At 58.1% G+C, this 13,179-nt stretch carries 14 protein-coding genes; 9 read left to right on the top strand and 5 right to left on the bottom strand.

Going from position 1 to position 13,179, the window contains the following annotated elements; all coding sequences use genetic code 11:
• Nucleotides 1–53: 53 nt before the first annotated feature.
• From DMZ65_RS10455 to DMZ65_RS10430, 6 genes are all read left to right on the top strand, one after another.
• The gene (locus DMZ65_RS10455; protein WP_116598846.1) at nucleotides 54–446 is read left to right on the top strand and encodes a P-loop NTPase family protein; all 393 of its coding nucleotides are present in this window, start codon (nucleotides 54–56) and stop codon (nucleotides 444–446) included.
• Nucleotides 447–460: 14 nt separating this feature from the next.
• On the top strand, nucleotides 461–1,243 hold the full coding sequence (locus DMZ65_RS10450) for an ABC transporter permease (protein WP_179141455.1): 783 nt from the start codon (nucleotides 461–463) through the stop codon (nucleotides 1,241–1,243).
• Nucleotides 1,243–2,052 (top strand): substrate-binding periplasmic protein, encoded by an 810-nt coding sequence (locus DMZ65_RS10445; protein ID WP_116598845.1) that lies wholly within the window; start codon nucleotides 1,243–1,245, stop codon nucleotides 2,050–2,052. The genes DMZ65_RS10450 and DMZ65_RS10445 overlap by 1 nt, the downstream gene beginning before the upstream one ends.
• Nucleotides 2,053–2,266: 214 nt before the next feature.
• On the top strand, nucleotides 2,267–2,815 hold the full coding sequence (locus DMZ65_RS10440) for a c-type cytochrome (protein ID WP_157960598.1): 549 nt from the start codon (nucleotides 2,267–2,269) through the stop codon (nucleotides 2,813–2,815).
• Nucleotides 2,816–3,020: 205 nt separating this feature from the next.
• Nucleotides 3,021–4,637 (top strand): pyrroloquinoline quinone-dependent dehydrogenase, encoded by a 1,617-nt coding sequence (locus DMZ65_RS10435; protein ID WP_198662661.1) that lies wholly within the window; start codon nucleotides 3,021–3,023, stop codon nucleotides 4,635–4,637.
• A 78-nt stretch (nucleotides 4,638–4,715) separates the two neighbouring features.
• Nucleotides 4,716–5,534, top strand: coding sequence for a substrate-binding periplasmic protein (locus tag DMZ65_RS10430; protein WP_116598842.1), 819 nt, complete (start codon nucleotides 4,716–4,718; stop codon nucleotides 5,532–5,534).
• A 7-nt stretch (nucleotides 5,535–5,541) separates the two neighbouring features.
• Here DMZ65_RS10430 and DMZ65_RS10425 read toward each other — a convergent pair whose 3' ends face one another.
• From DMZ65_RS10425 to tsaD, 5 genes are all read right to left on the bottom strand, one after another.
• Nucleotides 5,542–6,123, bottom strand: a complete 582-nt coding sequence (locus DMZ65_RS10425) for a hypothetical protein (RefSeq protein ID WP_116598841.1) — start codon at nucleotides 6,121–6,123, stop codon at nucleotides 5,542–5,544.
• 371 nt (nucleotides 6,124–6,494) lie between these two features.
• A complete protein-coding gene (locus DMZ65_RS10415; RefSeq protein ID WP_116598886.1) occupies nucleotides 6,495–6,914 on the bottom strand; it encodes an EVE domain-containing protein in 420 nt (139 codons plus the stop codon).
• Nucleotides 6,911–7,183, bottom strand: coding sequence for a YciI family protein (locus tag DMZ65_RS10410; RefSeq protein WP_116598839.1), 273 nt, complete (start codon nucleotides 7,181–7,183; stop codon nucleotides 6,911–6,913). The genes DMZ65_RS10415 and DMZ65_RS10410 overlap by 4 nt, the downstream gene beginning before the upstream one ends.
• A 3-nt stretch (nucleotides 7,184–7,186) precedes the next feature.
• Complete coding sequence (locus DMZ65_RS10405; RefSeq protein WP_116598838.1) at nucleotides 7,187–8,143, bottom strand: NAD(P)H-dependent glycerol-3-phosphate dehydrogenase; 957 nt, start codon at nucleotides 8,141–8,143, stop codon at nucleotides 7,187–7,189.
• On the bottom strand, nucleotides 8,140–9,237 hold the full coding sequence (gene tsaD / locus DMZ65_RS10400) for a tRNA (adenosine(37)-N6)-threonylcarbamoyltransferase complex transferase subunit TsaD (protein ID WP_116598837.1): 1,098 nt from the start codon (nucleotides 9,235–9,237) through the stop codon (nucleotides 8,140–8,142). The genes DMZ65_RS10405 and tsaD overlap by 4 nt, the downstream gene beginning before the upstream one ends.
• A gap of 99 nt (nucleotides 9,238–9,336) precedes the next feature.
• Between tsaD and DMZ65_RS10395 the strand changes: the two genes are divergently transcribed.
• From DMZ65_RS10395 to DMZ65_RS10385, 3 genes are read left to right on the top strand one after another with little or no spacing between them, the layout of a single operon-like run.
• Nucleotides 9,337–10,038: a uroporphyrinogen-III synthase gene (locus tag DMZ65_RS10395; RefSeq protein ID WP_157960597.1), complete on the top strand. Its 702-nt coding sequence runs from the start codon at nucleotides 9,337–9,339 to the stop codon at nucleotides 10,036–10,038.
• 53 nt (nucleotides 10,039–10,091) lie between these two features.
• The gene (locus DMZ65_RS10390; RefSeq protein WP_116598835.1) at nucleotides 10,092–11,582 is read left to right on the top strand and encodes a COG4223 family protein; all 1,491 of its coding nucleotides are present in this window, start codon (nucleotides 10,092–10,094) and stop codon (nucleotides 11,580–11,582) included.
• Between the two features lie 10 nt (nucleotides 11,583–11,592).
• Nucleotides 11,593–13,125 carry a heme biosynthesis protein HemY gene (locus DMZ65_RS10385; RefSeq protein ID WP_116598834.1) on the top strand — a complete coding sequence of 511 codons (1,533 nt, stop codon included), beginning with the start codon at nucleotides 11,593–11,595 and terminating at the stop codon, nucleotides 13,123–13,125.
• Nucleotides 13,126–13,179 lie beyond the last annotated feature (54 nt).

The raw sequence follows: 13,179 nt of genomic DNA, 5'->3' as shown, positions 1-13,179 counted from the left end.
TGGTCGGGCTGTCGACGGTTGAAGCCATGTATCCTGGTAAATTGTCGGGTGGTATGAAGCAACCGTTGCCCTTGGCCGCCGAGGTGCCGATCATCCTGAGGGATGAGCCTCTTGCCAGCCAGGATGTACAATCGTGTGAATTGATGCAGGAAGAAATAGTACGGCTCACCCCAGCGCGCTGCCCAACTGTCCTGTGTGACAAGCACAGTGTTGATGAGGGGCAGACCCTTGGGGACCGGTTGGTTCTGATGTCTCCGCGCCCCGGCTGGTTTCACGAAGATGCTTTGTTGCCTTTTGCGCCTGATCAATCCATCACACAGCTTCAGGCGCACTCAGAATGTCACACATTGCGCAATCATATATGCGGCCAGCTGCGTGAGATTGTTCTGAACGATTCCAATTCCGACTTCTTCGGGCGCAGTGAGAATGGGGTGTTACAGCATTGATTTGGCTACGCGGAATGTATGGAATTTGGTTGCGCGAAGTTGTGCGTGCGTTGCGTGACCGCGGTCAGATCATCGGGGGGGTGTCGCGCCCCTTGATTTGGTTGTTGGTGCTGGGGATCGGATTGAACCCGTATTTTCGCGGCGAAGTCTATGGTGAGGTGCGGGTCGTTCTGCCGTATACCTATGTACAGTTTCTGTTTCCTGCGGTGATTGTCCTTAACATTATGTACACATCGATTCTGTTCGCGGTGTCTGTCATATGGGACCGGCAATTTGGGTTTTTGCGGGAAATTCTAGTGTCGCCCCTGCCGACCCCTTTGATCCTGTTGGCCAAGATTCTGGGTGGCAGCACAATTGCCACCGTGCATGGGTCGATCGTTTTGATCCTTGCGCGATTTGCGGATATTTCGCTGATGCCGGGGCAGATTGCGTTGGCCCTGCTGGCAATGTTCTGCCTTAGTTTCACTTTGACCGCATTTGGCGTGATCCTTGCCAACAGGGTGCGTAATTTCGAGGGGTTCGGTGTGTTCTCCAACACTCTGATCCTGCCGCTGTATTTCACCTCAAGCTCTGTTTTTCCGCTTGATCCAAGTCTTAGTCGAACACAATCAATCATAGTTTATCCTGAATGGTTGGTTGCGGCGATGCGCATCAATCCGATTACTTATGCGGTGGATTTCCTGCGTGGCATATTGATCGGTTTCAATCAGTTTCCTGCCCACATCGGACCAACACTTATCCTTTTGCTTGGGTTGGTCTTTTTTCAGGTGGCATTATTCGAATTTCGCCGTACCTGATGGCACCGCGTTTTCACAGCCCGTTCCGGTGGCGTCCTGTGGTGATAAACGTTGCGGTGGTGTCGCTATTGATGTTCGGGCTATCCTACGTTCCTGCGGATACATCCTTGTCAGAGATAAAAAGGCGCGGCACGTTGCGCGTGTGTATTCCGCCAAGCCGTCCCCCTTTGGTCACCGGCGATCCAACATATCCCGGATTTGATGTGGGGCTGATGCTGGAGTTGAGCGAAAGCATGGGGATCACATTGAAAACGCGGGTCGTTTCGGCGATGGGGGCCGATTTCAATCCGCGCAACTGGCGGCTGAGCCGAAGCCAGTGCGATGTGATCGCAGGCGGTATCGTGGATTCAGAGGAAACCCGTGGGTTTTTGCAGACGCTTCCCACAGATGTCCAAATGGGCTGGGGCGTTATCCGGCCGAATACCCTTGTGCCAGAGCCGAGAGAGAGCGTTGCTGTTCTGCCTGCTCCAGGGTTGGATCGTTTGGCGCTAAGCCAGATTTTGCGAGCCGAAAAGGCTGATGTCGTGCTGGTCCGTGACGAGGCAGCCTTGATAGCAGCACTTACAACGGGGCGCGTGCGGATCGGTTTGGCCGATAAGGGGATCGCAGATCGGTTGGCCCAAGATCGCACTGACCTGACCTCCGCGTGGTTCAAGGCTGAAGGCGTCGCGCGCCAGTCCTTTGCGCTTGGGTTCTGGAAGGGCGATGTCGAGTTGCGCCGCGCCTTCGCACATGCCCTTTCCGATATGGACGAGGACGGACGACTGGACGACCTCAGATCACAATATGGTCTGCCCGTCGCTGACTGAGTGCCGACTATCCGAAAAACCAATGTATCATATTCACATCACGGCATTGTCACCATGCGGAGCGTGATTCATGATAGGCCAACGACCTTCCGGCAACGGGAAGTCGGCATTTCCAGAACGCTCTCGTTCTGACGTTCTTCTGTCGAGGACATTGGTTGATGATACGGAGGACCAATTGAATACAACACGATCTTGTAAGCTGGTAGTCTGCGCTATGATTGCAGCAATCGTCCCCATAGTGGCCAATGCGGCAGGTTTCACCCAGGAACAGGCGGACAGGGGCAAAGCACTCTATGGGGCGCAATGCTCTCAATGCCACGGCACTGACCTAGAAGGTAAAGAAGCCCCAGCTCTGAGCGCGGAAACCATGCAAAACTTCAGCACGGCAGGAGGGCTGTTTGATATGATCTCGGTGTCAATGCCGCCCCAAGCCCCCGGAGAGCTGCCCGAGGATCAATACCTCGCAATCATGGCCTATATTCTTGCCCATAACGGCGCGCAGCCGGGTGAAGATGCGTTGGTTGTGGACTATGACGTCTTGGATTCCATCGACCTTGTCGCAGTGACATCTGTTGCGGCAACCACCAACGTTTCTGAAGCCACCAATGCGGATTCAACCGTTGCAGTGCCCCAAGCGTACACTTGGGGAAAGCCATTGCCGGGCAGCGATATGTTCGCAGGTTCTGCGGAGGGTGACGCGACGGGGAACGGTGTGCCGCAGGCGTATACTTGGGGCAGTGAACTGCCAAGCGTTGCGCAGTGATAGTTTTCGACATTGCCTGACGCGATGTGAAACAAACCAAACGACTCTGGGAAGGTATTTCATGCAATTCTATCTGAAACCGTCGATCCTTACGCTGAGCGCCGGATTGGCGTTGGCGAGCCCCGTTTTCGCGCAAGAGGATGAGCGCGTTTATTCGGCCGTCACCGACGAAATGATTATGAACCCGCCAGCCGGCGATTGGCTGATGTGGCGCGGCACGATTGATAACCACGGTTACAGCAATCTGGACACGATCAACAAAGATACTGTTGCCGATCTCGAGCTTGCCTGGGCTTGGCCGATGGCCGACGTTGGTTTGCAACAGACCACCGCGCTGGAACACGATGGCATCATGTTCATCAACACCAACAATTCGATCGTTCAGGCGCTAGACGCCAAAAGCGGCGATTTGTTGTGGGAATACCGCCACGCGCTGGCCGAAGTTCCCAAAAGCTGGGGCTACCTGAATTATCAGTCACGTCGACAGAAAAACTCTATCGCGCTGTATGAAGACAAGGTTTACCTGACCACTGTAGACGCCAAGATTGTTGCGCTGGAAGCGACCACTGGCAAAACTGTTTGGGAAACCCAAGCGTTCGATAACTCCAAAGGTTACAGCTACACTGTCGGCCCGCTGGTTGTGAACGGCAAGGTAATCTCGGCGATTTCGGGTTGCTCCATTGCGGGCACGGCGGGTGGTTGTTTCATCGCTGCGCATGACGCGGAAACCGGTGAAGAACTGTGGCGCTTCAACACGCTGGACGATCCGAACAATCCCGCCCAGGGCGAAAGCTGGGGGGATGTGCCGCCAGAAAACCGCTGGGGTGGCACGCCTTGGGCTGTTGGGTCCTATGATCCTGAAACGAATATGACCTTCTGGGGCGTGGGGATGCCGGCACCATATGCCGAACTGGTTCGTGGTTCGGGCGACGGTGACGTGCTTTATACCAACTCGACCTTGGCGCTGGATGCGGATACCGGCGAATTGAAGTGGTACTTCCAACACTTGCCACGCGACAACTGGGATCTCGATAGCCCGTTTGAGCGTGTGCTGGTCGACCAGGAAATCGACGGTAAAAAGCACAAGATGGTTGTGTCCGTTCCTGGTAAAAACGGTATCGCTTTTGCATTGGATCGGGACACAGGAAAATACCTGTGGTCGCTTGAAACCGTTTACCAGAATGTTGTGACCAAGATTGACGACGATGGCAAAGTTCACATCAACGAAGATCTCGTATCCTCAGCAGTGGGTGAGTCCCACCTGGCCTGCGTATCGGTTTCCGGTGGCAAGCTGTGGCAGGCAGGTGCCTACTCGCCGCGTACCGGCAGCTTTTATGTGCCTTTGACCGAAGCATGTAACACCACGACACCCATTCAGACCGAATTTACCGCTGGTAACTCCACTGGTTCATTGAAATTCGGTCCGCGGGTTCTGCCCGAAGGTATCGATCAGGCCGGTCTTGTGGATGCCATTTCGGTTAACCCAGAGCAAGGCAGCCATGCCTGGCAGCACCGTCAGCGGACAATTCCAACATCGTCAGTGATTGCGACGGCGGGCGGTCTGGTGTTCGGTGGCGACGCTGGGCGCTATATCAAAGCGTGGGATGATACCACAGGCGAGGTTCTTTGGAGCCAGCGCCTGAACGCGCCTATCGGCGGTTCGCCTTCCACATTCGAAGTGGACGGAGAACAGTATCTCGTTGTTCCGACAGGATATAGCGCAGCTGCATCAAGCGCGGCGTCGATGTTTCCAGAGGTGCCGCTACCAAGTGGTGCAGGCAACTCGATTTTCGTGTTCAAACTGCCAAAGTCGGACGGCTAATTTATCACCTCGACATGACTTACGACAGAGAAAGGTGCCGTTCTGGCTCCTTTCTCACGTTTGAACCGGAGGACTTAGATGATTTTCCGTTCTCTCTTGGCTTTGGTCTTTGCGTTGAATTGCCTGCCGGCGCGGGGGCAAGATGCGCCGCAGATGTATCTTGATAACACACGCAGGATCCAAGGTGACAAAATCCGGGTGTGCGTGGATGATGCCGCCGTTGGGGCACCATTTGATCGGGCGGTGGCCGAGGAAATCGGCAAGGCACTGTTTCTTGATGTGGTCTTCGATCAATCCCCTGGTGGGTTTCCAATCAATGGTGGTGGGTTTCTTGAAGAACTCCAAATCCGGATGAACAAGAACTGCGACCTGGTTATGGGGATGTCTCTTCAGACTGGAAACCTCTATCCCGACTGGGTCAGCCCGACCCGTGTTTATGCCACGGTGCCCTATGTATTGGCCGTGTTGGACCCCAGATATGAAAGTCTTGCGGATATTCCAAAAGAGCACTTTATCGGAACTTCATTGGGATCGTCCGGCGAATGGGCGTTCATCACCGCGATGGGGCAACGCCCAGAGGGGCAGCGGTGGAAGCGACTTCCTTATGCCGACAAATCGTTGATGCTTAGGCGCCTGCGCGACGGACAACTTTCAGGAATGTTGATGTGGCAGCCAATGTTGCAGCAGCTGTTGACAGAGGAACCCGGCGGCGGGGATGTCAAAGTTATCGCGCTTGATCCAATACAGGTGGCGACAGTGCGTGTCGGTGGGCTGGTTTCATCGCGCGACAGCTTTCTGCGCAATCAGATCGATTCAGCGATTGATGCCTTGATTCAGGACGAAACCATAGCGGCACTTATGGATGAATTCGGCTTTGCTGGCATGCCCGGAGGCTGAAAAATCGTCATCGGGTTAATGATAGCCCCGAAAGAAGGACCTGCTGCCAGACGGGGTCAAACACGGCTATCATGATGGCGATCAACACTAGGGCTGCAGGCCACTCCAAGGTTCGGAACCGGGGCACCCAGGCCTGCTTCATTGCCAGGACGATCTGTGCGCCGGGCAAACCTGGCCAGGGAAGCAGGCACAGGATTGCTGAACCAACAGAAATATCCTGTATTTGATTGAACAGAATATTCAAAAACTGGCCCAAGCTTGGGTTTAATTCTTTGTAGGCGAGTGGGCGCAACAGATCGATCAACGGGATGATGGCAACAAGGCATGCGCTGGCGATCAGCGGTGCCAACGCCTGCCGCACACGCCCCGATATGTTGCGCGTGCCGTGAGATGGCACCAGAACCCAACCAGCGCGAAACAAGATAGCCATTATCAGGCCCCAAGCCGCCAAAGAGCCGCCAGTATGCGATCTTTTGTCACCAATTTGGTTAACGATTCGAAGAACAGAAAGATAGACGCTGGAAAACAGCAGATAAGCCAGACCTCTTGTCACGATTTGCTGTAATGTAAGATCGTTAAGGAAAGACATAAAAGCGTCCGCGTTGATTGCCTGCTGCGTTTACATGCCCGTAATTTGAAACCAGAAGCAAGACACCTGCGAAACGTGTCTGATGTGCCTGAACCGGCATGTCTGATTGACCCATTCGGGTGGGTTATGAGCGCGTAAATTGACCCACCTGCTCTTTATGAAAAGCGTGTCGACGATCCGGCGGTGGGAATTGGTTGAGGGGTGCCGCATGCGGCCTGTTGCGCGGGCGACGGGATTATCGCGAAACACGATCAGGAAGTATCTGAAGGATGACGGCCCGCCGGGCTACCAGCGTCAGGTGCGGCCGGTTCGGAACAAACTGTGCAACGGGTTTGATGTGCGTATGCGTCCGGTCTGGCTGTTCTGACGGTTCACTGCTCGGTTCCTGCAAGCTCGCACAGGATCTGCCATTCTATTGGCGTAACGGGCTGCACGGACAGGCGCGAATTCTTGACCAGCACCATATCTGCCAGCCGTGGATCTTCCTTGATCTCGTCCAGAGTTACGGCGCGCGGCAGTGACTTCACCGCCTTGATGTCCACACATTCCCAGCGGTCATCGTCTGTGGTGCTGTCAGGATGGGCTTCGGCGATAACCTCGACAATGCCGACCAGCGCCCGCTCTTTCTGGCTGTGGTAGAAGAATCCGCGATCTCCTACGGCCATCTCGCGCATGAAGTTGCGCGCCTGATAATTCCGCACGCCGTCCCATTCCTCGCCCGTATCGCCCTTGGCCAGCTGGTCATCCCAGCCCCAGGTCGATGGCTCTGATTTGAACAGCCAGTACCTCATGCGATCACCCGGTTCCATTGGATCAGGTCGACGGACTCAAACAGTTCTGCGGCGGCATAGGGATCGCCGGCGGCCCAGGATTTCGCCGCGTCCATGTCAGGCACGTCCAGAATGACAAGTGAGCCTGTCATCTCGCCTGCATCGTCAAGCAGCGGCCCCGCCTGTGTCACGACGCCTGTCGCTTTGATGTAGTCAAGGTGCTTCTGGCGATTGTCGTTGCGGGTTTGCAGGGCACCGGGTTTGTCGCGGGCGATCAGGGCAACAAGCATGTCCTATTCCTCTTTAAGGGGCCGGGACAGCAGATCGTCCATGGCCTTGTGTAAATTCGTTCCGTCCAGCAGCCGAACCACGGTTTGCGTGATTGGCATGTCTATGCCGTGGGTATTTGCCTGTTCCAGCGTTGCACGCGCCGTCGCAGCCCCTTCGACAGTGACCCCTGTGTCAAAGCTTTCACCACGTCCCAGGGTCAGGCCCAGCCTGAAGTTCCGCGAAAGCTCTGACGTGCAGGTCAGGGCAAGATCGCCCAGTCCGGACAAGCCTGCAAGCGTTTCCGGGCGCGCGCCCATTTGATGTGCCATTCGCTGCATTTCGGCAAAGCCGCGTGTCAGCAAGGCAGCGCGCGCGCTGTCGCCCAGCCCGGCTCCGATTGCGGCACCGCAGGCAATCGCCATGACGTTCTTCAGTGCCCCGCCTAGCTCTGCTCCCAGCGTATCGGAGGTGTAATAGAGCCTGATATTGGGGGTCGACAGTTTGTGTTGCAGCGCCGTTCCCACCGGTTGATCGGCACAGGCGAGGGTCAGGGCCGTGGGCAGCCCTTTGGCAATGTCCTGCGCAAAACTGGGTCCGGTCAGTATGGCCGTCGGGTTTGGCGTCAGCGCAGAGATCAATTGTACCGGGCCAAGGCCTGTGCTCAGTTCAATGCCTTTACAGCAAGCGACGAGGGGCAGGTGGGTCGCAGCGTCCAACCCTTCCAGCACTTGCCGAAGCCGCTGCATTGGCACGGCCAGCAGAAGCACCTCGCAACGCAGTGCTTCTGCGATATCGGCGGTGGGGTGCAGTGTTTCCGGATAGGCGGCATCCGGCAAGTGACGCGCGTTGCGTCGCTGCCTGGCCTGCTCGGCCATGTCATCGGCAGACCGCCCCCACAGCCGCACGGTTGTCCCGCCCGATGCGATAGAGATCGCAAGCGCAGTCCCGAAGGCCCCCGCGCCAAGGATACCGACGGTCATGCCTTGGCCCCTTTGCGGCCACTGCCCACCAGCGGCGCGGCAAGCTTGTCCAGCGGCCAGCGCGGACGGGCGGCCAGCGTCATGTCATCCTCATGGCCCGCAAGTAACAGTTCCAGCCCGGCATAGGCAATCATGGCGGCATTGTCGGTACACAGGCGCAGCGGCGGGGCGGTAAACTGCACGTCGCGCTGGGCACAAAGCGCCTCTAACCCGCCTCGGATCGCCTGATTTGCCGCGACGCCGCCCGCAATGGCAAAGGCCGGAGCTTCTGGTGCTTCGGCCAGATACAGATCCAATGCGCGGCGCGCCTTTTCGGTCATCACGTCACAGATGGCTGCCTGAAACCCGGCACAAATGTCGGCACGATCTGCCTGCCTCAGCCCACCTTCGGCGGCAACAAGCTGATCCCTTTGGCGCAGCAATGCGGTTTTCAGACCCGAAAAAGACATGTCGCAGCCCGGTCGGTCCAGCAGGGGCCGGGGAAACGCAAACCGCTTGGGGTCGCCGTCGCGCGCTGATTTCTCAACCGAGGGCCCACCGGGTTGCGGCAACGCCAGAAGTCGGGCGGTTTTGTCAAACGCCTCGCCCGGCGCGTCGTCAATCGTGCCGCCCAAACGGGAAAAGCTATCCGGCCCGCGCACGATCAGAAACTGGCAATGCCCGCCGGAAACCAAAAGCATCAGATAGGGGTAGGCCAGCCCGTCTGTCAGCCGAGGTGTCAGCGCGTGGCCTGCAAGATGGTTCACGCCGACAAGCGGCCTGCCCAAGCCCGCCGACAGACCCTTGGCCAACATCACGCCCGACAAGACGCCGCCGATCAGCCCCGGTCCCGCGGTCACGGCGATGGCGTCAATCTCTGTCAGGGACACGTCCGCTTCGTTCAGCGCGTCGGTCACGCAGCCGTCCAGCTTGACCGCATGGGCGCGCGCGGCAATTTCCGGCACAACGCCGCCGAAATCACGATGCAGCGCGTCTTGCCCCACAACCACCGATGACAGGATCTGCGCGGGCTTGCCCGCCTCATGCCGCAGAACGGCCGCCGCCGTATCATCGCAGCTGCTTTCGATTCCAAGGATGGTCAGACGGTCTGTCATATGCCTAGCCGTTGCTTGCACGTCAAATGGCAGGTAACACTCTGGTCTGTTTCTCACAATCCCGGTGTTTGCATGTCCCGGTGCCAGCCTGTTCTTTTGATGACAAGACCCGAGCCGGATTCGCGCGCTTTTGCCGGCACTCTTCGGGGGTGCTTCGATCTGGTCATTTCGCCGCTATTCGATGTGCAGGTCGCTGAAAGCCTGCCGCCCATTGCCGCGGATTGCGGGGTGATCTTCACCTCTATCAACGGTGTGAGAGCATGGCAGGCGCTTGGCGGTCAGGTTCATCATCCTTGTTTCGCGGTCGGCGAGGCGACAGGCCGTGCGGCGCGGGCCATTGGCTTTGATCCCATCTGCGCGCAAGGCACGGCGGCAGACATGATCCCCATGATAATACGGGCGGCCCCGACTGTGCCGCTGGTTCATGCGCGAGGCAGACATGCGCGGGGGGGTGTCGCGGACGCGCTTGTTGCCGCCGGGATAGACACGCAAGCGGTGGTTCTTTACGATCAGAAGGCGATGTCTCTGAACAAGGATGCGATCTCGGTGCTATGTGGCAACCGAGCGGTGATCGCGCCGTTGTTTTCGCCAAGGACCGCGGCGCTGTTTCAGGCACAGGCCGTCATTACGACGCCCGTGGCCGTCGTCGCAATGAGCGATGCAGTCGCGGAATCCTTGGAACAGATCGCGGTCCAAAGGGTTGATATTGCGGCGCATCCAAGCGCGGATTCCATGCGCCGCACCGTGCAGAGACTGTTGGACGCAGACAGGTGGGTTGAGGGGAGGGAAGACGCACAGTAAGCTAAACTGTGCAAATCCCTTTTGGGAAACGTGAATCAAAAAGGTGGCAACACGTGGCAGACGATGAAAAATCGGGCGGGTCGGACAAGATCAAGAAATCTTCGGACGTCGACGAAATAAAGTATGCCGCCGTGGTGGAGGATGCCTCCACCGGGTCAGAGCCACCAGTTGATGACGATTTGGCTGAAGGGGCCTCGGCGGTAGAAGCCGTTCCCGGAGACGAGGCCGAAGATGCCGCCGAACTGACGGATGCCGAGGTGGTTGAGGGCGACGATGGCGTTGCTGCCGTGGAAGCCGTGCCTGACGCGGATGAAGACTTCGACGAGGCCGACCTGACCGATAATGACTTTGACCGGTCCGAAGGCGCGTTCGACGAAGACCCTCTGGAAGAGCCGGACGATACCTACGATCCCACACCGTTCGAAGACCCGGAGCCGCCGGAGGCCGAAGGCTTTTCCGCGGCATCGAACGAGTCTGGCCCATCGACGGACAGACCATACGCGGAAGCGTCGGCCGCGGCACCGCAGGTCACGCAGACCGTCGTGAAAAAGGCGGGCTTTCTGCCGCTGCTTTTGGGCGGTGTTGCCGCCGCAATCATCGGTTTCGCCGCCGCGCGGTATGTCGTTCCGGAAGGCTGGCCGTTTCCGGGCGTGCAGACGGGAGAAGATCCGTTTGTCGTTGATACGCTTGCGACGCTGGAAACCCATGGCGCGGCCATAGCAGATTTGGATGCCAGAACGACCGCGGTCGAGGAACGCGTAAGCGGAATTGACGTCGATGCCCTGTCAACACAAGCCAGCGATGCTGCGGCGACGGCCAATGGGGCCAATCAGCGTCTTGAAGGACTGGCCGGCAATGTGGAGGCTTTGGAGGGGCGCCTGACGGCATTGGAAAAACGCCCGGTCGAAGAAAGCGTCTCACCCGAAGCCATCCAGGCCTATGAGCGCGAGCTTGATGCAATGCGCGCCGCCATTCAGACGCAGCGCGAAGAGGTCGAAGCGATGTTGGCGGAGGCCACTGAAATGGAAGAGGCCGCCAGTGAAACCGCGCAGTTGACGCAGGCGCGCGCTGCCTTGGCGCAAATCTCCAGCGCGTTGACAGAGGGTACACCCTTTGCCGATGCCGCCGCGCAGTTGCAACAGGCAACGGGCAGCATTCCCGAAGCACTTTCTTCGGTGGCGGATGAAGGTGTCGCGACCCAAACCGAACTATCCGATCAGTTCCCCGGTGCGTCGCGCGCTGCGCTTTCAGCCGCGCGCGATGCAGGCGCTGCTGATGAGGGCGGTGGTCGGTTTAGCAATTTCTTGCGCGAACAATTGGGTGCGCGGTCGGTCGTGCCGAAGGAAGGCAACGACGCTGACGCGATCCTGTCACGCGCCGAGGCCGCGCAGCGTGACGGTGATCTTGACGCAGCGCTGACTGAAATAGAGTCTTTGCCAGCCCCCGCGCGCGAGGCGTTGTCGGTATGGACTGCGCGGGCGCAGGCGCGTCGTGATGCGGTGGCCGCCCTTGCGGCGGTTTCGCAGCAACTGAACACCCAGTAAGGAACCCGGAATGCTTTGGTCGCTTATCAAGATACTGATCTTCGTCGCCATTGTGGCGGCACTGACCCTCGGGGCGGGTTATCTTCTGGAAACCGACGGGGGTATTCAGATCACCGCCGGAGGCGAGGAATACACGCTTGGTCCGCTGCAATCGGTGATTGGCGCTCTGCTGCTGATCCTCGCCGTCTGGGTGTTTCTCAAACTGTTCTCTCTACTGATCGCCACGCTGCGTTTTCTCAACGGCGATGAAACCGCGATTTCGCGTTATTTTGACCGTAACCGGGAACGTAAAGGGTTTCAGGCGCTCAGCGAAGGCATGATGGCGCTGGCCTCGGGCGAGGGGCGGCTGGCAATGGCCAAGGCGTCCAAGGCGGAGCGTTATCTGCAAAAGCCCGAACTGACCGATCTTATCACGGCGCAGGCCGCCGAAATGAGCGGGGATCGTGTGAAGGCCGAACAGGTCTACAAGAAGCTGATACAGAACGATGCCACGCGCTTTGTCGGCGTGCGCGGGATCATGAAGCAAAAACTGGCGGCAGGCGAAACCGATGTTGCGCTGAAGCTGGCGGAGCGCGCATTCGCCATCAAGCCGCAGCACGAAGAAACCCAAGACGTTCTGTTGCAGCTTCAGGCGCAGAAAGAAGACTGGTCAGGTGCGCGTAAAACACTGAATGCAAAGCTAAAATCCGGCACGATGCCGCGCGATGTCCACAAACGACGTGATGCGGTTCTGGCGCTGTCCGAGGCCAAGGACGTATTGGAAGAAGGCAAGACGATTGATGCCCGCGTGGCCGCGATCGAGGCCAACCGCCTGTCGCCGGATCTTATCCCTGCCGCAGTTTTGGCGGCACAGGGCTATATCGAGCAGGGCAAGCCACGCTATGCGGTGCGAGTGCTCAAGAAAGCTTGGGAAGTGCGCCCACATCCAGAAATTGCCGGGGCGTTTGCTGCCATCGTGCCAAACGAAACACCCCAGGAGCGTCTGAAACGGTTTCAACAACTGGTTAAGCTGCAACCGGACCACCGCGAGACCAAACTGCTGATGGCGGAGTTGCACATCGCCGCCGAGGATTTTCCCGCGGCGCGCCGTGCCTTGGGCGATCTGCACGAAATCGACGCGGATGCGCGGGTGCTGACGATCATGGCGGCGATCGAGCGTGGCGAAGGTGCCAGCGATACCGTGGTCAAAGGCTGGTTGGCCAAGGCCGTCACGGCACCTCGTGGGCCGCAATGGGTTTGTGACAATTGTCATTCCATTCACACCAAATGGGCGCCGGTCTGTTCGAATTGTCAAAGCTTTGACACCCTGTCCTGGGCCGTCCCGAATGAATCGCAGATGGCGGCACCAACCGGCGCTGGCATGCTGCCATTGATCGTCGGTGCCCTGGACGACAAAACCGCGGAGTCGCCCGAAGCAGAGGTGATCGAAGATCCCGCGGAAGCCGAAGAAGCAGAGATTGTCGAACCGGAAAGTACCGCAAGCCAGCCTGGCCCGGAAACCGGCGCACCGCCGTCGGAAGTGCTGGAAGAAGCTCGGCGCTGATGCTTGCTTTTTCGTGCGGGGTGTCGTCGATCTGCCAGTCGAGAAAGCCCGCAA

Origin of the sequence: Primorskyibacter marinus (genome assembly GCF_003313245.1) — a bacterium.
In the GTDB taxonomy this organism is placed as follows: domain Bacteria; phylum Pseudomonadota; class Alphaproteobacteria; order Rhodobacterales; family Rhodobacteraceae; genus Primorskyibacter; species Primorskyibacter marinus.
The sequence above is the reverse complement of the archived record's forward strand: the minus strand, read 5'-3'. Positions and strand labels throughout refer to the sequence as shown.